This is a genomic window from Stenotrophomonas sp. STEN087 (assembly GCF_056759115.1).
Genome location: NZ_JBRRCR010000022.1, coordinates 22313 through 41615, shown reverse-complemented (window position 1 = coordinate 41615; position 19303 = coordinate 22313). Strand labels below are relative to the sequence as shown.

Annotated in this window: 14 protein-coding genes; 8 read left to right on the top strand and 6 right to left on the bottom strand. The window is 66.0% G+C overall.

Annotation, left to right across the window (positions count from 1 at the left end):
• Nucleotides 1–108: 108 nt before the first annotated feature.
• The 3 genes from recF to dnaA form a co-directional block, all read right to left on the bottom strand.
• Nucleotides 109–1203, bottom strand: coding sequence for a DNA replication/repair protein RecF (gene recF, locus ACVOK1_RS08305; protein WP_108767140.1), 1095 nt, complete (start codon nt 1201–1203; stop codon nt 109–111).
• Between the two features lie 878 nt (nt 1204–2081).
• Nucleotides 2082–3182 carry a DNA polymerase III subunit beta gene (dnaN, locus tag ACVOK1_RS08300; RefSeq protein ID WP_005411731.1) on the bottom strand — a complete coding sequence of 367 codons (1101 nt, stop codon included), beginning with the start codon at nt 3180–3182 and terminating at the stop codon, nt 2082–2084.
• A 275-nt stretch (nt 3183–3457) separates the two neighbouring features.
• Entirely contained in the window at nt 3458–4789 is a 1332-nt protein-coding gene (dnaA, locus tag ACVOK1_RS08295; RefSeq protein WP_108767139.1) for a chromosomal replication initiator protein DnaA, read from the bottom strand.
• Nucleotides 4790–5044: 255 nt separating this feature from the next.
• Here dnaA and rpmH point away from each other — a divergent pair, with 255 nt between their 5' ends.
• From rpmH to ACVOK1_RS08265, 6 genes are all read left to right on the top strand, one after another.
• The gene (gene rpmH / locus ACVOK1_RS08290) at nt 5045–5185 is read left to right on the top strand and encodes a 50S ribosomal protein L34 (RefSeq protein ID WP_005411729.1); all 141 of its coding nucleotides are present in this window, start codon (nt 5045–5047) and stop codon (nt 5183–5185) included.
• A gap of 5 nt (nt 5186–5190) precedes the next feature.
• Nucleotides 5191–5685 (top strand): ribonuclease P protein component, encoded by a 495-nt coding sequence (gene rnpA, locus ACVOK1_RS08285; protein WP_108770560.1) that lies wholly within the window; start codon nt 5191–5193, stop codon nt 5683–5685.
• A complete protein-coding gene (yidC, locus tag ACVOK1_RS08280) occupies nt 5685–7403 on the top strand; it encodes a membrane protein insertase YidC (protein WP_108770559.1) in 1719 nt (572 codons plus the stop codon). The genes rnpA and yidC overlap by 1 nt, the downstream gene beginning before the upstream one ends.
• 158 nt (nt 7404–7561) lie before the next feature.
• Entirely contained in the window at nt 7562–10237 is a 2676-nt protein-coding gene (locus ACVOK1_RS08275; protein WP_481561729.1) for a polysaccharide deacetylase family protein, read from the top strand.
• Nucleotides 10238–10240: 3 nt separating this feature from the next.
• Nucleotides 10241–11590: a tRNA uridine-5-carboxymethylaminomethyl(34) synthesis GTPase MnmE gene (gene mnmE, locus ACVOK1_RS08270; protein ID WP_481561728.1), complete on the top strand. Its 1350-nt coding sequence runs from the start codon at nt 10241–10243 to the stop codon at nt 11588–11590.
• Nucleotides 11591–11751: 161 nt separating this feature from the next.
• Nucleotides 11752–12858 (top strand): glycerophosphodiester phosphodiesterase, encoded by a 1107-nt coding sequence (locus ACVOK1_RS08265; protein WP_481561727.1) that lies wholly within the window; start codon nt 11752–11754, stop codon nt 12856–12858.
• An 80-nt stretch (nt 12859–12938) separates the two neighbouring features.
• Here the strand turns inward: ACVOK1_RS08265 and ACVOK1_RS08260 are convergent, their stop codons facing one another.
• On the bottom strand, nt 12939–13709 hold the full coding sequence (locus ACVOK1_RS08260; protein ID WP_481561726.1) for a rhomboid family intramembrane serine protease: 771 nt from the start codon (nt 13707–13709) through the stop codon (nt 12939–12941).
• A gap of 106 nt (nt 13710–13815) precedes the next feature.
• Nucleotides 13816–14778: a TerC family protein gene (locus ACVOK1_RS08255; RefSeq protein ID WP_010487446.1), complete on the bottom strand. Its 963-nt coding sequence runs from the start codon at nt 14776–14778 to the stop codon at nt 13816–13818.
• A gap of 303 nt (nt 14779–15081) precedes the next feature.
• On the opposite strand from ACVOK1_RS08255, the gene ACVOK1_RS08250 reads away from it, so the two are divergent.
• On the top strand, nt 15082–16251 hold the full coding sequence (locus tag ACVOK1_RS08250) for a class I SAM-dependent rRNA methyltransferase (protein ID WP_108770553.1): 1170 nt from the start codon (nt 15082–15084) through the stop codon (nt 16249–16251).
• Nucleotides 16252–16451: 200 nt separating this feature from the next.
• Entirely contained in the window at nt 16452–17693 is a 1242-nt protein-coding gene (locus ACVOK1_RS08245; protein ID WP_481561725.1) for a dipeptidase, read from the top strand.
• A 91-nt stretch (nt 17694–17784) separates the two neighbouring features.
• Here the strand turns inward: ACVOK1_RS08245 and ACVOK1_RS08240 are convergent, their stop codons facing one another.
• Nucleotides 17785–19212, bottom strand: coding sequence for an amino acid permease (locus tag ACVOK1_RS08240; RefSeq protein ID WP_406233801.1), 1428 nt, complete (start codon nt 19210–19212; stop codon nt 17785–17787).
• Nucleotides 19213–19303 lie beyond the last annotated feature (91 nt).

Genomic DNA, 19303 nt, shown 5'->3' with positions numbered 1-19303 from the left:
CTTGCCGTAGGCTCCGCAGGTCGGTCACCGCACAGGTGCGATGCGCCGGGTAAGAAGGGGTGCAACCTGAATTATACCAGCCGGGCCCCGCAGGCCCTGATGTAGCCACTATGGCACAGCCACGATCTGCGCATGTTCCACGTGGAACCGGGTGATGTCGGTGAGATCCACCAGGGCCGCCGGGGTCTCGGTGGCCGTTACGAAGATCTGTGCCGGACCGGCCAGCAGACGCTCGAGTACCCGGGCCTGATGGGTGCGGTCCAGCTCCGATGCCAGGTCGTCCAGGGCGATGACCGGCCATTGTCCGCGCTGTTCGGCGTAATCCTCGGCCTGGGCCAGCAGGCAGGCGAGGGCAGTGAGCTTGGCCTGGCCACGTGAGAGCGCATCCCGGCCGGGAATGCTGTGGAAATCCACGCTCCAGTCGGCCCGGTGCGGACCCACCGAGGTGTAACCGGCCTGGCGGTCGCGATCGCGGGCCAGCAGCAGCGCATCGGCCAGCGGCAGTTCGTGCCGGCGCCAGCCCGGGCTGAGATCCAGGCCCTGGATGCCCAACTGCGGTGCCAGTGCGGTTGCCAAGGCAATCGCCCGTTCCTGCAGCCGTTCCAGGTAGTGCTGGCGGCGGCTGGTCAGCGGTTCACCCGCTTCAGCCAGCTCGTGGTCCCAGGTATCCAGCATCCGTGAGGGCCCGCCCTGCTTCAACAGGGCATTGCGTTGCTTGAGTGCCCGGGAGTACCGGCGCCACAGCGAAAGGAAGTCTGGTTCCACGTGGAACAGGCCCCAATCGAGGAAACGACGACGCGGTTCGCCACCACCGCTGACCAGGGCGTGGCTGCCCGGTTCAAAGGTCACCACAGCCAACGCCGCGCAGAGATTGCCGAGCTGGGCAACGTCTTCGCCGTCCAGGCGGCCCTTCCAGTCCTGCCCGCTATGGCGAAGACCGGCCTTGCGGCGGTGCGGCGGGTGATCGGCGCGCTGTTCGTCCCATTCCACGAAGATTTCCAGCGCTTCCTGGCCCTGGCGGACCAGGCCATCGCGCACCCGGCCACGGAAGCTGCGGCCATAGGCCATCAGGTGCAGGGCCTCGAGCACACTGGTCTTGCCCGCACCGTTGTCGCCGGTCAGCAGGTTCAAGCCCGGCTGGGGTGACAGTTCCACGGCACTGAAGCGGCGCAGTTGGTTCAAGGCGAGGCGGCGGATCAGCATGGGACGCGGGAGACCATCCGCTCGGGGCGGTAGCAGGGCAGGGAATCCATCAGCTTACTGCATCGGTCAAGACGGCCGGTGCGGGCAGCCCCTTGCTGTTGGAGCTGGCCGGTCCCGCCAGCCCAGGCGGTTCCACGTGGAAATCGATGCGACGAATCCATGCGACAGGGACGCTGGCAAGGCCTTTATTTCTTGAAATCTGCGGCACCGGGCAGGGTGCTCGCCCTCAGAATCCAGCGAATTTCAGCCCAGCGTGGAACCGTATCCGTGCGTCGCAGCCGGGGCAGCAGCCGAGGTCGCCGCGAATTGCCTGAAATCTGCAGGGCAGGGCTGCAAAGCGTTCCACAGATTTCAAAGAATTCAGACCACTCGTTCCACCCTGTCCACAGCGGCTCTGTATGACTTATACACAAGGTATGGGCAATCTGTGGATAAAAAAGCCCTTTTCAGCCGCCTGAAAAACTATCCACAGCTTCCCCCCCAGCCCCAAGGGCCCATATACAGGGGGTTTCAGGTGCATAAAAACCTTTAAAATCAATTATATAACCCTGTTTTCCACGAAATCTGGCCCTACCATCACCACCAAGCTTTAGATTTATACCCAGATTTAAAAGCTAGGGCAGCGCCTTTCGGCCAGAAAACCGGGCTGTGGAGAGTAGCGTCAGCAGAGCGCAGATCGGCCTGCTGAGAACTTCCAAGAATCGCTAAACCGTCGTGCATCCATCGAGCGAGGAACCGATCGGGATCCAGGAAGCAGAGATCAAACCGGCAACGCGGACTCCCGTTCCCGGGATCCTCCTCAATGCTCCACGTGGAACCAAAAAAAAAACGCCCGGATCTCCCGGGCGTTTTCTGTTTCACGTGGAACAACGCAGACGTCAGAGACGCAGCGGCATCACCACATGGCGCGACTTCTCGCTGCTGGACTCACGCACCAGCGCCGAGGAATTGGAATCGCGCAGCTGGATGATGACTTCCTCGTCGCGCAGGGCGGACAGGGCATCCAGCAGGTAGTTCACATTGAAGCCGATGGCCAGATCGCTGACCGTGGTGTCGGCCTCGATCTCTTCCTGGGCTTCTTCCTGCTCCGGGTTGTGCGCGCTGATCTTCAGGTTACCCGGCGAGACTTCCACGCGGATGCCGCGGTACTTCTCGTTGGACAGAATCGCGGCACGCTGCAACGAAGCACGCAGGGCTTCACGGTCAACCTTCACTTCGCGGTCTGCACCGATCGGGATCACGGCCTCGTAATCCGGGAAACGACCGTCGATCAGCTTCGAGGTGAAGGTGACATCGTCGCGCTTGACGCGGACGTGGCTGCGGCCGACTTCCAGCTCGATCTCGCGATCGCCGCTTTCCAGCAGGCGCTGCAGTTCGGTCACGCCCTTGCGCGGCACGATGATCTGGCGCTTGGAACCGCTGGGCTTGGCCAGGTCGGTTTCACACAGGGCCAGGCGGTGGCCGTCGGTGGCGACGGTACGCAGGGCATCACCGCGCAGGTCGAACAGCAGACCGTTGAGGTAGTAGCGCACGTCCTGCTGGGCCATCGCGAACGCCGTGCGCTCGATCAGCTCCTTCAGGGTCGCTTCGCCGATGGCCACGCGCTCGGTGGCTTCCACTTCGTCCACTGACGGGAAGTCGTTGGACGGCAGCGTTGCCAGGGTGAAGCGGCTGCGACCGGCCTGCACGGTGATCTTGTCACCGGTCTGCGAGACGGTGATCCGGCTGCCATCGGGCAGGGCGCGGATGATCTCGAACAGCTTGCGGGCGGGGATGGTGGTTTCGCCGTCCTGGGCATCTTCAACCGCGATCCGCGACACCATCTCCACTTCCAGGTCGGTACCGGTCAGCGACAGCTGGCCGTTCTGCACCTGAACCAGGAAATTGGCCAGAACCGGAAGGGTCTGGCGGCGTTCGACCACGTTGACGACCTGTGCCAACGGCTTGAGAAAGGCTTCGCGCTGCAGTGTGAAACGCATGTGGTTCCGTGCCCCTATGCTTTAAAAAATGTGGAATAAATCAAAAGCTTGGTGGTGCTGGTAGAGACAGAATCGCTGGAAAACAATGCTAAGTCTTTGTAATCAAAAGGGTTTCTAACCTCGAAACCCTCTGCATTACCGCCCCCCAGGGGGTGGGGAAAGCTGTGGATAAATTCGACGCGTTATCCGACGTCTTTTTTATCCACAACTCATCCCGCGCTTGCTACCGGATTCTGCACCGTTTTGTGCGATGACGCCTCATCAGCGTCCGTGCATCATTCGCTCAGCTTCCGGATCAGCTTGTCCCAGTCCTCGCGGAGCTTGCCGTCGGTTTCCATCAGGGTCCGGATCTGGCGGCAGGCATGCAGCACCGTGGTGTGATCGCGACCGGCAAAGGCATCGCCGATCTCGGGCAGGCTGTGCTCGGTCAGTTCCTTGGTCAGGGCCATGGCGACCTGGCGCGGGCGGGCCAGCGAACGGGTCCGGCGCTTGGACAGCAGATCCTTGATCTGCAGGCCGTAGTAGTCGGCAACGGTTTTCTGGATGTTGGGAATGCTGATCGCCTGCTGCTGGGCGCGCAGCAGGTCGCGCAGGGTTTCCTGGGCGAATTCGGTGGTGATCGCGCGGCCGGTGAAATTGGCGCGGGCGGTCAGGGTATTGAGCGCGCCTTCGAGGTCGCGCACGTTGGAGCGCATCTTCTTGGCGATCAGGAACGCAACATCATCGGGAATCTCGGCACCGCGTTCGCGGGCCTTCGCCAGCACGATCGCGGCGCGGGTCTCGAAGTCCGGCGGTTCGATCGCGACCGACAGGCCCCAGGCAAGCCGCGACTTCAGGCGCGCTTCCAGGCCCTCGACTTCGCGCGGGTACCGGTCGCAGGTCAGGATGATCTGCTGCTTGCCGTCGAACAGCGCGTTGAAGGTGTGGAAGAACTCTTCCTGGGTGCGGTCCTTGCCGGCGAAGAACTGGATGTCATCGATCAGCAGCGCGTCCACCTGCTGGAACTGGCGCTTGAACTGATCCATGGTCTTTTCCTGCAGGGCCCGAATCATCGCGCTGAAGAACTGTTCCGAACGCAGGTACAGCACCTTCGCACCCGGGTTGGCCTGGCGCATGGCGTTGCCGGCGGCGAACATCAGGTGGGTCTTGCCCAGGCCGGTGCCTCCGTACAGCAGCAGCGGATTGTGCGCGCGGTCGCCCGGCTTCTGCGCCGCCTGGAAGGCAGCGGCCAGGCCCAGCTGGTTGCTGCGGCCTTCGACGAAGTTGGCGAAGGTGTAGTGGTTGTCCAGGTTGCCTGCGAACGGCACCTGCGGTTCGGCTGCCACCGCCGTCGCCGCGCTCGAAACCGGCGCGTTCTGCGCCTCCGAGGGCCGCGGGCGCGAGCCGATTTCAAGAAAAACGTCGCCGAAACCCGCGAAGTGCGTCAGCAGCTCGCGGATCCGGGCCAGGTACAGCTCGCGCACCTGGTCGACGATGAAGGCGTTCGGGGCATACAGCACCAGGCTGTCCGCGCGCAGATCGGCCTGCAGCGGCTTCAACCAGGTGTGAACGTCTTCGGGCGGGAACTCCGCTTCGAGGCGTTCGAGACTTCGGGACCAGGCATCCATCGGCAATAATCGTCCGGTGACCTGTGCACAGGCGCGACAACGCGCCCAAACACAGGCCTGAAAGGGGGGAAATGGATGGCTCAGACTACCACCGAGCGCCCGGCTTCGGAATGCTTGTCCCCCACTTATTCACAAAAAGATCCACAGCTATTGCACAGCCCGGTGAATTGGCGTAGTCACAAGGGGTTGACGTAGGGGGGGAGACCTCTCTAGAATTTCCGGTTCTTTCCCGTCCCATTCATACGAGAGGCCCACATGGCCACCAAGCGCACCTACCAGCCCAGCAACCTCAAGCGTAAGCGCGACCACGGCTTCCGTGCCCGTATGAAGACCGCTGACGGCCGCAAGATCCTGTCGCGTCGCCGCGCCAAGGGCCGCAAAGTCCTGAGCGCCTGATTGCCATGCCGCACATCGCGGCAGACGCAATCCCTTCGACAGTGAATACTGCAGACCCGCGCAAGCGATTCCCTCGCTCTGCGCGGGTTCGCACGCGTGCCGAATATTCAACGGTCTTCAACGGCGCCCGCCGTGTGTCCGATCCGCTGATGACCCTGCACTGGCTGCCGGCTGACCGGCCGGCCAGGCTGGGTCTGGCGGTTTCCCGCAAGGTTGATCCGAACGCCGTTGGGCGTAACCGGATCAAGCGCGTCCTGCGCGACATCTTGCGTCAGACACGAACCGATATCCAGCCAGGCGACTTCGTCGTCGTGGCTCGTAGTGCTGCGCGTTCTGCCAGCAACGACGACATCCGCCAGGCCTTTCTGCGCCTGCTGCGGCGCCTGCGTGCATTGCCCGCGCCGGGCGTGGACGGCACAATGCCGCCGCCAGATGGCATCGCACCTCCCTCTTTGATCGAGCCGGCATCGCGTCCCGGCCCCGCCGAGCCTGTCCGCTGATGAACCAGACCCGCGTATTCCTTATTTTTGCTTGGCTGATGGTGGCCGTGTTCCTGTGGATGGAGTGGGGCCGTGAAAAGGCCGCGCCGACCCCGGCCCCGACCACCACCTCGGCCCAGGCCGCCGCACAGAGCGTTCCGGGTGCGACCCCGGGCAGCATCCCCAGCGCGCAGGTCCCCGGTGCCCCGGGTCAGGCCGCGGCGCAGCAGGCCCAGGCCAGCGCCACCCCGGCCGCCCAGCGCGTGACCATCACCACCGACGTGCTGCGCCTGGTGGTGGACGGCGGCCGCGTGCTCGACGCCGAGCTGCTGCAGTTCCCGCAGTCCAAGGAAGAAGGCAGCGCCCCGGTGCGCCTGCTGACCGAAGACCCCGCGCATCCGTACAGCGCGATCAGCGGCTGGGCCAGCGAAGACAAGAACACCCCGGTGCCGGGCGCCGATGGCTTCAAGCTGGTCGGTGACGTCCGCGACTTCGTGCTGGCCGACGGCCAGAACGAACTGCAGATCCCGTTCGTGTGGACCGCCGACAACGGCGTGACCATCAAGCGCACCCTGACCGTCTCGCGCAACGAGTACGCCGTGCGCTTCAAGGACGAGGTCAGCAACACCGGCGCCGCCCCGTGGAACGGCTACGTCTACCGCACCCTGGACCGTACCCCGACCATCCTGTCGCGGAACATGACCAACCCGGACTCGTTCAGCTTCAACGGTGCTACCTGGTACGACAACGACAAGAAGTACCAGCGTCGTGCGTTCAAGGATTACCTGGACGATGGCGCGCTGAACCAGAACATCACCGGCGGCTGGCTGGCGATGCTGCAGCACCACTTCTTCACCGCCTGGATCCCGCAGAAGGACCAGACCGCCCACTACGTGCTGTCGCAGGTGGCCGGTCGTGACCTGATCGAAGCGCGCGGCCCGGCCTTCACCGTGGCCCCGGGCCAGTCCACCAGCACCGAAGCCCGCCTGTGGGTCGGCCCGAAGCTGGTGAACCAGATTGCCAAGGAAGACGTGCCGGGCCTGGACCGCGTGGTCGACTACAGCCGCTTCTCGATGATGGCGGTGATCGGCCAGGGCCTGTTCTGGGTGCTGAACCAGGTGCACAAGCTGGTCGGCAACTGGGGCTGGGCCATCGTCGGCCTGGTGGTCCTGCTGAAGCTGGTGCTCTACCCGCTGTCGGCCGTGCAGTACAAGAGCGGTGCGAAGATGCGTCGCTTCCAGCCGCGCATCGCGCAGCTGAAGGAACGCTATGGCGATGACCGCCAGAAGTTCCAGACCGCGATGATGGAGCTGTACAAGAAGGAAAAGATCAATCCAATGGGCGGCTGCCTGCCGATCCTCATCCAGATGCCGATCTTCTTCGCCCTGTACTGGGTGCTGGTCGAGTCGGTCGAACTGCGCCAGGCGCCGTGGCTGGGCTGGATCCAGGATCTGACCGCGCGCGACCCGTACTTCATCCTGCCGGTCATCAACATGGCGGTGATGTGGGCCACGCAGAAGCTGACCCCGGCACCGGGCATGGACCCGATGCAGCAGAAGATGATGCAGTTCATGCCGCTGGTCTTCGGCTTCATGATGGCCTTCATGCCGTCCGGCCTGGTCCTGTACTGGGTGGTCAACGGCGGCCTGGGCCTGCTGCAGCAGTGGTGGATGACCAAGCGCCACGGCGGCGAGCCGCTGCCGGCGACCACCGCACCGGCCCCGGTCAAGAAGAAATAACCCGGGTAGAGTCGACCGTTGGTCTAATGGCCTTGGGAAAGTCGCCCAACCGTGCCCACGACCGCCGCTGATACCCGCAAAAGCCCGCCGCAAGGCGGGCTTTTCGCATGCGGGGTTAGAATCGCCCGCACACCGTGTCCCCATCCATCGAGCCTGCCATGCCGCGTGCGTTGTCGTTCCGCCTGTTCCTGCCCTCGCTGCTGTTGACCCTGGCCGTTGCCGGCTGCGGCGACAAGGAGGGCAAGGCGCCCGCCGCCGCCGCCGTCACCCAGCCCAGCGCACAGGCCGCTGCCGCCGCCGATCCCGCCGCCGCACCGCTGCTCGCCGCGTTGCAGACGCAGCTCGATGGCTACCGCCGCATCATCGTGCTGCTGGCCGACGAAGAGCAGCAGAGTGCCGCCGACCGCGGTACCTCCACCCGCATCGGCCAGCAGCTGTTCCACGATGGCCTGGAACAGCGCACCGCCATCGCCGCGCAGTTCGACAGCCTGCTGCGTGGTGGCAGCCCGCAGCGCTTCGCCACGCTGGGCACCGTGCTGGACTACATCGAATCGGCCCCGGAGCTGTTCGATGCCGATCGCCTGGCCTTCCGCGAAGTGCTGCGCGACCTGCACGAACGTGTCGGCGCGGATTCCTCGCTGCCTGCGGTGAAGCTGCACCAGCGCATCGGCGAGGACCTGGACGCGCTGGACGAGATCGAGCGCAACTACAACCAGGAACTGACCCGCATCTTCAGCCGCTTCGAGCGCACCCGCGCCATCGATCTGAAGCGCGAGAAGTGGGAGGACTACATCGCCCACCTGCACAAGGACTACAGCCGCGAGGCGATCCTGCGCGACTACGGGGTGATCGAGCCGTACCCGATGTCGATGAAGGACAGCGACCGCGAGATCTTCGGCCGCGACCTGCCGGCCAAGACCGTGGTGCTGACCTTCGACGACGGCCCGCACAAGGCCTACACCGATGAAGTGGTGGCCATCCTCAAGCGCTACGACGTGCCGGGCGTGTTCTTCGAAGTGGGCCGCAACCTGGGCAAGGTCGAGGCCGACGGCAAGGTCAGCCTGGGCCCGATGGCCAAGATCAGCCGCAACCTGATGGAAGAGGGCTATGCAGTGGGCAACCACAGCCTGACCCACGCCCAGCTGTCGCGCACCACGGGCGATGCGCTGCGCCAGCAGGTGCTGGACACCGACACCCTGCTGAAGGATGTCGACAGCAAGCGTGCGCCGCTGTTCCGCTTCCCGTATGGCGCGCGCAACGCCGAAGGCCTGCAGCTGCTCAACGAGGCCGGCCTGAAGTCGATCATGTGGAACATCGATTCGATGGACTGGGCCGACCCGGTGCCGGAATCGATCGTGCAGCGCGTGCTCGGCCAGGTGAACAAGGAACAGCGCGGCATCATCCTGTTCCATGACATCCACGACCGTGCGGTGAAGGCGCTGCCGCAGATCCTCGACCGGCTGATCGCCGACGGTTACCAGTTCGCCGGCTGGAACGGCCGCGAGTTCACCGTCGCCCGCGCGCGCAAGGGCGCCAGCAGCGATGCCACCGTCACCACCGGCTACGAGAAGTCGTGGGCGATCGTGGTCGGCATCGACAACTACGGCAAGTGGCCGAAGCTGGAATACGCCAGCCACGATGCGCAGGCGGTGGCCGACACCCTGACCGGGCAGTTCGGCTTCCCGTCCTCGCAGGTGATCGTGCTGAAGAACGAGCAGGCCACCCGCAACAACATCCTGGCCGCCTTCCACGACCGCCTGGCCGACGACCGTACCGGAAAGAACGACCGCGTGTTCGTGTTCTTCGCCGGCCACGGCGCCACCCGCCAGCTCGCTTCAGGCCGCGACCTCGGCTACATCATCCCGGTGGATTCGGACCCGAAGGAATTCGCCACCGACGCCATCGCGATGACCGACATCCAGAACATCGCCGAAAGCATGCAGGCCAAGCACGTGATGTTCGTGATGGATGCCTGCTACAGCGGCCTGGGCCTGACCCGTGGTGGTCCGTCCTCGTCGTCGTTCCTGCGCGAGAACGCACGCCGCAGCGCGCGGCAGATGCTGACTGCCGGCGGTGCCGACCAGCAGGTGGCCGATGCCGGCCCGAACGGCCATTCGGTGTTCACCTGGGTGCTGCTGCAGGCGCTGGCCGGCAAGGGCGACCTCAATGGTGATGGCCTCATCACCGGTACCGAACTGGCCGCCTACGTGGCGCCGGCGGTGTCGGCCGTCTCGCACCAGACACCGGCCTTCGGCAGCCTGCCCGGTTCGCAGGGCGGCGAGTTCGTGTTCCAGGTGCCGGACAGCCAGGAATACCTCAACGCCGACACGCGCCAGCTGACCCCGGATGCCATCGCACTGAACAACAAGGTCGACGCCGCGCAGGATGCCAAGGGCGCGCAGGCGCCGGTGACCGTGGCCGACCTGCAGGGCGGCAAGGCCAAGCTGGTGGTGCCCACTGCCGGCCCGGCCTCGGACCGCCAGCGCGCGCAGCAGGCCAACGATCGTGGCCTGCAGCTGTATCGCGAGAAGCAGTACGACGAAGCCGTCGCGCAGTTCACCGAAGCATTGAAGCTGCGGCCTGACTTTGCCCAGGCGGCCAACAACCTCGGCTTCGTCTACTACCGCCAGCGGCGTTACGCCGAAGCGGCGCGCTGGCTGGAAAACACCCTGAAGATCGACCCGTCGCGTGCGGTGGCCCACCTCAACCTGGGCGATGCCTACTTCAACGCCGGCGACAAGGCCAAGGCGAAGCAGGCCTACACCACCTACCTCGCCCTGCAGCCGCAGGGCAGTGGTGCCGCGCAGGCGCGCGCGCAGCTGGAGAAGCTCTGAGCCATGAACGATGTGACCCGCACCGACACCATCGTCGCCATCGCCAGTGCTCCCGGCGCGGGCGGTGTCGGTCTGCTGCGCCTGTCCGGCCCGCGTGCCGCGGCGATCGCCAACGCACTGGGCGCGCCCACGCTGCGCCCGCGCCATGCGCACTACGCGCGGCTGCGCGATGCCGACGGTGAAGTGATCGACGACGGCATCGTGCTGTGGTTCCCGGCACCGAACAGCTTCACCGGCGAGGAAGTGGTGGAACTGCAGGGCCACGGCAGCCCCGTGCTGCTGCAGCAGCTGGTCGCGCGCTGCATCGCACTCGGCGCGCGCCAGGCGCGGCCGGGTGAGTTCAGCGAACGGGCGTTCCTCAACGGCAAGCTCGACCTGGCCCAGGCCGAGGCCATCGCCGACCTGATCGCCGCCGGCGACAACCGCGCCGCGCGCGCGGCACGTCGCTCGCTGGATGGCGTGTTCTCGCGCCGTATCGAGGTGGTGGTCGAACAGCTGATACTGCTGCGCATCCACGTGGAAGCGGCCATCGACTTTGCCGACGAACCGCTGGATACCCTGGGCGGCGCACAGGTGCGGCGCGGGCTGCAACAGGCGCGCGCTGATCTTGCCTTGCTGCGTCGTGATGCCGAGCGCGGCCGACGCCTTCGCGATGGCCTGCATGCAGTGCTGATCGGCCCGCCGAATGCCGGCAAGAGCTCACTGCTGAACGCCCTGGCCGGCAGCGAGCGCGCCATCGTCACCGACATCGCCGGCACTACCCGCGACACCCTGCGCGAAACCATCCGCCTGGATGGGCTGGAGCTGACCCTGGTCGACACCGCCGGCCTGCGCGACGGCGGCGATGCCATCGAACGCGAAGGCATGCGCCGCGCCCACGTGGAAATCGAACGCACCGACCTGGCGCTGATCGTGCTGGACGCGCGCGACCCGGCCGCCGGCGAAGCCGCGCTGGGCGAAGCCGTGGCCGCCGTGCCGCACAAGGTCTACATCCACAACAAGTCGGACCTGCTGGACGCGTTGCCGGCGCTGGACGATCCGGACCGCGTGTTCGTCTCGGCCACCACCGGTGCCGGCCTGGAAGACCTGCACACGCGCCTGCGTTCGATTGCCTCGGCCGGGGCAGGGGAGCAGGTGGAGGGCGAGTTCTCCGCCCGCACTCGCCACGTGGATGCGATCGAACGCGCGCAGGAGCATGCGCAGCGCGCCGATGGCGAGCTGGTGCACGAGCATCTGGAACTGGCCGCCGAGGAACTGCGGCTGGCGCACGACGCGCTGGGCGAGATCACCGGGCAGATGAGTGCGGATGACCTGCTGGGCAGGATCTTCTCCAGCTTCTGCATCGGCAAGTAAGGCCCGCGCTCTGGCTCTGGTAGATGCCAACGGTGGTTGGCATACGGTCCCTGGGGTAGGGGGCGGAGCCCCTGCGGGGATCCGACCCCGGGCCGACGCCCCCGGCTGTCATATTCCCGCCGCATACTGACCCCCATCACATACCGCTTGGGGAAGTCGCAGTGAAGTCGTGGGGTTGTGCGTTGCTGTTGTCGCTGGCCGTGGCACCATCGGTGGCCATGAGTGCTGAAACTTCCACCCCGGCGACCGCGAAGGTCTCCGTCTACGGCCACCGCGGCGCAAGCGCGCTGCTGCCCGAGCACACGCTGGCGGCCTACGCGCAGGCCATCACCGATGGCGCCGACTACATCGAACCCGACCTGGTGATGACCAAGGACGGCGTGCTGGTGGCCCGCCACGAGAACGAGATCGGTGGCACCACCGACGTCGCCGAGCACAAGGAATTCGCCAAACGGAAGACCACCAAGGTCATCGACGGCGAGAAGGTCGAGGGCTGGTTTACCGAAGACTTCACCCTGGCCGAGCTGAAGACCCTCTACACCCGCGAGCGCCTGCCGGAACTGCGCAGCACCGCGTTCGATGGCCAGTTCCGCATCGCCACCCTGGACGAGATCCTGGCCTTCCTGGTGCAGCAGGCCGGTCGTGCCAACCGTGGCATCGGCCTGGTGGCGGAGATCAAGCACCCGACCTACTTCCAGTCCATCGGCCTGCCGATGGAGGACAAGGTGCTGGCCGCGCTGCGCGGCAACGCCTACACCGCCGTCGCGCCGGTGACGATCCAGTCGTTCGAGACCGCCAACCTGCGCTACCTGCGCGGCAAGATCGGCCGTGGCAGCAACATCCGCCTGCTGCAGCTGCTGTGGAAGGGCGATGCCCGCCCGGCCGATGTCGCCAAGGCCGGTGGCACGCTCAGCTATGCGCAGATGATGACCCCGGCCGGGCTGAAGGACATCGCCAGCTACGCCGATGGCATCGGCCCGGAGCTGCGCTCGATCATCCCGCTGGACGCCAACGGTGCGCTGGGCACGCCGACCGCGCTGGTGCGCGATGCGCATGCGGCCGGCCTGATGGTGATCCCGTACACCTTCCGCCCGGAAAACCACTTCCAGGCCAGCAACCTGCGCAAGGGCGCCGACAGCGCGCGCAACCCGGAAGGCTCGATCGCCGAGATGCGCGCCTACCTGGCCACCGGCATCGATGCGTTCTTCACCGATGACCCGGCGCTGGGCCGGCAGGCGGTGGATGGCATGGGCGCCGCGGGCAATTGAGAATCCGGTAGTGCCGGCCGCTGGCCGGCATCCGGTTTGGGGTCAGAGCCCCTTCGGGGATCCGACCCCGACGTGTTGCTTCAACCGCGCGGGTCTTCCGGCCGGCGGAACGGGATCACCACGTAATCCTGCCCCTCGCGCGGCTGCCACAGCACCGGCACGCGGCGCGGCGAGGGCGGCTCGAGCTCGTCGTCGGCCAGTGCCTCGACCTCGTCTTCCTCGTCCTCCCAGCTGTAATGCGGGCGCGGCGTCATCGGGTCGGCGTTGCGGAACAGCAGCGCGGCGATGATGCCGGCGAAGGCACCGCCCATGTGCGACTGCCAGGACACGCCGTCGGCATGCGGCAGGATGGTCATCAGCATGCCGCCGTAGAACAGCATGCCGATCAGGCCGGTGGCGATCGCCGCGCGGTCACGGCGCAGCAGGCCCAGGCTGGCCAGCAGGAACATCAGGCCGTGGGTCACGCCGCTGGCCCCCAGGTGCACGCTGCCGGGGTTGCCCAGCATCCACGCGCCGATGCCCGAGCCCAGCCACAGCAGGGGCAGGGCTCGCACGGTCGCCTTCGGGTAAACGCTGCCGGCCAGGGTGCCGAGGATCAGGATCGCAAAGCCATTGGCGGCGATGTGTTCGACCGAGGCATGCAGCATCGGTCCGCCGATCAGCCCCAGCAGGCCCTTGGCCTCCAGCGGCGCGACCGCCCACGGCCGCCAGTCGAAGCTGCCCTGCAGGGCGAACACGGCCAGCAGCACCAGCACGGCGGCCAGGCTGACATTGAACGCCCGCAGGATGCGCATGCGGTCGTTGCGGGGGGCCGGCACGTCACCGGCGGGCAGGGGCGTGTTGTTGTCCATACCTCAGCAATGGCGGTGGCCGGCGCGAAACCAAGGCCACCGTAACGGGAGAGTGGAGGCGGCCGGCGGGACAATCCCACCGGCCGCGCCGTTCAATGGATCAGGCTCAGGCCTGGCCTTCGCCTTCCTTCGGCGGGTACTTCAGGCTCAGCACCACGGTGGCGGCGATGATCACCGCGACCACGCCCAGCGAGACCGGGGTCGGGATCTTGAACAGGTCGATGATCATCATCTTGATGCCGATGAAGCCCAACACCAGTGCCAGGCCGTACGGCAGCAGGTGGAAGCGGTCGGCCATGCCGGCCAGCAGGAAGAACATCGCGCGCAGGCCCAGCACCGCGAACACGTTGGAGGTGAGCACGATGAACGGGTCAGTGGTGATCGCGAAGATCGCCGGGATGCTGTCCACGGCGAAGATCACGTCGGTGACCGCGATCAGGATCAGCACGGCGAACAGCGGGGTGAACCAGCGCACGCCATCACGCTTCACGCTCAGCGCGTTGCCGGCGTAGTCCGGCAGCAGGCGCAGGTGCTTGCGCATCCAGCGCAGGGCCGGGTTGGTCTCCAGGTCCGGCTCCTGGCCGGCGGCGAACCACATCTTCCAACCGGTGAACAGCAGGAAGGCGCCGAACACGTAGAGCAGCCAATGGAACTGGCTGATCAGCACGCTACCGGCGAAGATCATGATCGTACGCAGCACGATCGCACCCAGGATGCCGATGATCAGCACCTTCTGGCGCTGCTCTTCCGGCACCGCGAAGTAGCTCATGATCATCAGGAAGACAAAGATGTTGTCGACCGCCAGCGCCTTTTCGACCAGATAACCGGTCAGGAACTCGAGGCCGACCTTGTTGGCCACGACCTGGCCGGCGGTCTCATTCAGGTAGTACCAGAGGCCGGCGTTGAACAGCAGGGCCAGCGCGACCCAGCCGATGGACCACCACAGGGCCTCCTTGAAGGTGACCTTGTGCGGTCCACCATGGCGCATCAACACGAGGTCGACCAGCAGGGCGATGACCACCACCGCTGCGAAGCCGCCCCACAACCACACGTTACCGATCGTCTGCATTGGGAATGTCCGTTGGAAAGATGAATGCCAGGCCGGACGGCGAGGATCTGCAACGGAGGATCGGGAGGGGATCCAGGGACAGAGCTTCGCCAGTACGGCGAAGGTCTCGCTCGCAACCCCACGCGGGTGGGATTGCCGTTGCACCGGAGCCTGCGGGCTCGAATTGACGGCGACAACGTCTGGGAGCTACTCCCCTTCTGGGGCCGATTCTGCGGCCTGGCCGGGCCGCCGTCAAATGGGCGGCGGGTGGGGGTCAGAGCCCCTGCGGGGATCTGACCCCGGCGGCCGGTTTACAATAGGCCGATGAATACCCCCCTTCCCGTTGTCCGCCTCAAGAACGCGTGGCGCTCCAGCCACCCGTGGATCTTCCAGAAACTGGTCGAGAAGCCGACCGTCCGGCCCAAGCCCGGTTCCATCGTCGACGTCGTCGGCATCGATGGCGAGTTCATCGGCCGTGGCTTCTACAACGGGCACTCGCGCATCGCCGTGCGCATCCTCGAAACCGACCCGAACGTGCCGGTCGATGCCGGCTGGTTCTCGCGCAAGATCGCCCAGGCGGTCGAACTGCGCCGTGGCGTGCTGAAGCTGGACGCGGTGTCCGACGCCTGGCGCGTGGTGCACAGCGAAGGCGACGGCCTGTCCGGCCTGGTGGTGGACCGTTACAACGACCTGGTGGTGGTCGAATTCTTCGCCGCTGGCATGTTCCGCCACCGCGAGTGGATCTACGACGCCCTGCGCGAACAGTTCCCGGGCTGCCGCTTCCACAGCTTCGCCGACGAACACGTGCAGAAGCAGGAAAGCTTCGACTTCCACGGCAACACCACCACCGAAGCGTCGGTGATCACCGAGTACGGCATCAAGTTCCGCGCCGACCCGGCCGGTGCGCACAAGACCGGCTTCTTCGCCGACCAGCGCGAGAACCGTGAGTGGCTGAGCCAGCAGGTGGAAGGCAAGACCGTGCTCGACCTGTGCTGCAACACCGGCGGTTTCGCCGTGTACGCGGCCGCGCGTGGTGCTTCGGAAGTAGTCGGCATCGACATCGATGAAGACGTCATCCAGATCGCCAAGGGCAATTCGCGCCTGAACAACGTGCGCCCGAAGTTCGTCCAGTCCGACATCTTCCCGTGGCTGCGCGATGCCGCCAACCGCGGCGAGCAGTACGACGTGGTGATCCTGGACCCGGCGAAGATGACCCGCGACCGCGACCAGGTCATCACCGCGCTGAAGAAGTACCTGGACATGAACAAGCTGGCGCTGGGCGTGGTCAAGCCGGGCGGCCTGTTCGCCACGTTCTCCTGCACCGGCCTGGTGGCCGAGGACCAGTTCCTCGACATGCTGCGCCGCGCGGCCTACTTCTCTGGCCGCACGATCCAGATCCTGAAGGTGGCCGGCGCCGGTCCGGACCATCCGTTCATGGCCCACGTGCAGGAATCGCGCTACCTGAAGGCCGTGTTCTGCCGCGTGGTTGATTGATTTCAACTTGTAGAGTCGAGCCGCGGCACCTGAACAATGGGGCGCCATTTGTTTTGAGCGCATCGCAATGCGCAGCAGACTGGCCGCCGGGCCGTGAAAAGAATTCATGCCCGGCGAAGATCCGCCGGGCATGGCCCGGCGCTACCCAATGCGCGGACACAGCGCTATGGTCGGGCTCTTCTCCTCACCGGTGAGAGCCCATGCCGTCGCTGCGTCGCCTGTCCCTGCTGCTTGCCCTGGCGCTGAGTGCGCCGCTGTCCGCCCATGCCATCGAGTTCAGCGCGCAGGAGCTGGCCCGCGCCAAGGCCCTGCAGCAGCGCCTGCTGACCCTGGACAGCCACCTCGACACGCCGGCCAACTTCGGCCGCGCCGGCTTCGACATCGAACAGCGGCACGACCACAACGCGCTTTCGCAGGTGGATTACCCGCGCATGGTCGAGGGCGCGCTGGATGGCGGCTTCTGGGCGATCTACACCGACCAGGGCGACCGCAGCGCCGCCGCCCACCTGGCCGAGCGCGACCATGGCCTGCAGCGGCTGCTGGAGATCCGGCAGATGCTGGCGGCCAACCCCGAGCGCTTCGAACTGGCGCTGACCGCCGATGATGCCGCGCGGATCAAGGCCGCCGGCAAGCGCGTGGTCTACATCAGCATGGAAAACGCCAGCCCGCTGGTGGAAGACCCCAGCCTGCTTTCGTTCTACCACCGCGCCGGCCTGCGCCTGCTGAGCACGGTGCACTTCGCCAACAACGAGTTCGCCGATTCGGCCACCGACCCCAAGGGTGCGGAGTGGAAGGGCCTGAGCCCGGCCGGCAAGGACCTGGTGCGCGCCGCAGTGAAGCTGGGCATCGTCATCGACCAGTCGCACGCGTCCGATGCGGTGTTCGATGACCTGCTGGCGATGATGCCGGTGCCGTTCGTGCTCTCGCACAGCTCGGCCAAGGCGGTCTACAACCACCCGCGCAACCTCGACGATGCGCGCCTGCGCCAGCTGGCCAAGGCCGGTGGTGTGATCCAGGTGAATGCCTATGGCGGCTACCTGATCGATACCGCCAAGACGCCCGAACGCAAGCAGGCCGAAGAAGCGCTGAGCAAGCAGCTGGGCGGCTGGGAAGGCATGACCATCGCCCAGGGCGTTGCCCTGCACCAGGCCGAGCAGGCGCTGGACCACGAACACCCGATGCGCCACGCCAGCCTGGACGACTTCTTCGCCCACTTCGAGCACATCCTCAAGGTGGTCGGCCCCGAGCACGTGGGCATCGGCCTGGACTGGGATGGCGGCGGCGGCCTGAGCGACCTGCCCGATGTCAGCCAGCTACCGAAGATCACTGCGTGGCTGCTGCGCAAGGGCTATAGCGAACAGCAGATTGCCGGCATCTGGGGCGGCAACCTGCTGCGGGTGATGCGCCAGGCGCAGGATTACGCGGCAAAGCAGGGCGGCTGACCGCCCTGCGGAAATGCCGGCTAGCGGCCGGCACTACCCGTGATGCCAAAGCGGTAGTGCCGGCCGCTGGCCGGCATACCCGGTGATGCGTTTATTTCGCGATCACCGCATTGCGGCGGCTGTACAGGAAGTACAGCACCAGGCCGACCACGTTCCACACCAGGAAGTACAGCTGGGTGGTGTGCGGCAGGCTGATGAACAGGTAGATGCAGCCCAGCGCGGCCAGCGGCCCGACCACGAAGGCCAGCGGCGTGCGGAAGGTACGTGCACGGTCCGGTTCGCGCAGGCGCAGCACCACCAGGCAGATGCCCACCGCGGTGAACGCGGCCAGGGTACCGGCGTTGGCCAGTGCGGCGATCTCGTCCAGGCGCGCCACGCCGGCCAGTGCCGACACCACCACCGCGGTGAACAGCGTGGTCGCCACCGGCGTGCCGGTGCGTGCGTTGACCTTGGACAGGCCACGCGGCAGCAGGCCGTCGCGGCTCATCACGAAGAAGATGCGGCTCTGCCCGTACAGGAAGGCCAGCAGCACGGTCGGCAGGGCGATGATCGCGATCACGCCGATCACCATGGCGGCGGTCGGATGGCCGAGCTGGCGCATGATCAGGGCGAGCGGCTCGGCGCTGTGGCCGAACACCGCGTAGCTCATCGCACCCACGGCGGCCAGCGCCACCAGCACGTAGACGATGGTGCAGCCGATCATCGAACCGATGATGCCGATGGACAGGTCACGGCCCGGGTTCTTGGTTTCTTCGGCAGCAGTGGAGATCGCATCGAAGCCGTAGAAGGCGAAGAAGATGATTGCCGCCGCCGCCATCACGCCATGCTCGACGCCATCGGGGCCCATCGATTTGGCGAAGCCGTATGGCATGAACGGCTGCAGGTTGGCGCTGTCGAAGGCGGGCAGGGCCACGGCCACGAAGATCGCCAGCGCGATCAGCTTGAACACCACCAGGATGGCGTTGAGCGTGGCGCTTTCCTTGGTGCCGGCCATCAGCATCAGCGCGACCAGCCAGGTGATGACGATCGCCGGCAGGTTGATGAAGCCACCAGCGACATGCGGGCCCGCAGCGAGCGCGGCTGGCAGGGTGATGTTCCAGCCGAACTGCGTATGCGCCCATTCGAGGAAGCCGACGAAGTAGCCGGACCAACCGACCGCGACCGTACTGACCACCAGCGAGTATTCGAGGATCAGGCTCCAGCCCACCACCCAGGCGAACACCTCGCCCAGCGCGCTGTAGCTGTAGGTGTAGGCGCTGCCGGCGGCCGGCATCATCGTCGACAGCTCGGCATAGGACAGCGCCGCGCAGGCGCAGACCGCACCGGCGATGGCGAAGGAGATCAGCACTGCAGGACCGGCCAGGTTGGCGCCGACGCCGATGAGCGTGTAGATGCCGGTGCCGACGATGGCACCGATGCCCAGGGCGATCAGGTGCGGCCAGCTGAGGGTCGGCACCAGGCGCCGACCGGCTTCATGGACAGTGACGGAATCTAGCGACTTGCGCCGGAGCAGGGACATGCAGGCCTCGGAAGGGGATGACTTGGAACGACAAGTTCCCGAGTGTGACCGAACGCAGCGCAGCATTACCACTGGCGAGGGTCATACCCGT

Coding starts and splice junctions, on each gene's coding strand:
- mnmE (WP_481561728.1), top strand. CDS start 10,241: ATGAACGATGTGACCCGCACCGACACCATCGTCGCCATCGCCAGTGCT.
- yidC (WP_108770559.1), top strand. CDS start 5,685: ATGAACCAGACCCGCGTATTCCTTATTTTTGCTTGGCTGATGGTGGCC.
- dnaN (WP_005411731.1), bottom strand. CDS start 3,182: ATGCGTTTCACACTGCAGCGCGAAGCCTTTCTCAAGCCGTTGGCACAG.
- ACVOK1_RS08240 (WP_406233801.1), bottom strand. CDS start 19,212: ATGTCCCTGCTCCGGCGCAAGTCGCTAGATTCCGTCACTGTCCATGAA.
- recF (WP_108767140.1), bottom strand. CDS start 1,203: ATGCTGATCCGCCGCCTCGCCTTGAACCAACTGCGCCGCTTCAGTGCC.
- ACVOK1_RS08260 (WP_481561726.1), bottom strand. CDS start 13,709: ATGGACAACAACACGCCCCTGCCCGCCGGTGACGTGCCGGCCCCCCGC.
- rpmH (WP_005411729.1), top strand. CDS start 5,045: ATGGCCACCAAGCGCACCTACCAGCCCAGCAACCTCAAGCGTAAGCGC.
- ACVOK1_RS08255 (WP_010487446.1), bottom strand. CDS start 14,778: ATGCAGACGATCGGTAACGTGTGGTTGTGGGGCGGCTTCGCAGCGGTG.
- rnpA (WP_108770560.1), top strand. CDS start 5,191: ATGCCGCACATCGCGGCAGACGCAATCCCTTCGACAGTGAATACTGCA.
- dnaA (WP_108767139.1), bottom strand. CDS start 4,789: ATGGATGCCTGGTCCCGAAGTCTCGAACGCCTCGAAGCGGAGTTCCCG.
- ACVOK1_RS08250 (WP_108770553.1), top strand. CDS start 15,082: ATGAATACCCCCCTTCCCGTTGTCCGCCTCAAGAACGCGTGGCGCTCC.
- ACVOK1_RS08245 (WP_481561725.1), top strand. CDS start 16,452: ATGCCGTCGCTGCGTCGCCTGTCCCTGCTGCTTGCCCTGGCGCTGAGT.
- ACVOK1_RS08275 (WP_481561729.1), top strand. CDS start 7,562: ATGCCGCGTGCGTTGTCGTTCCGCCTGTTCCTGCCCTCGCTGCTGTTG.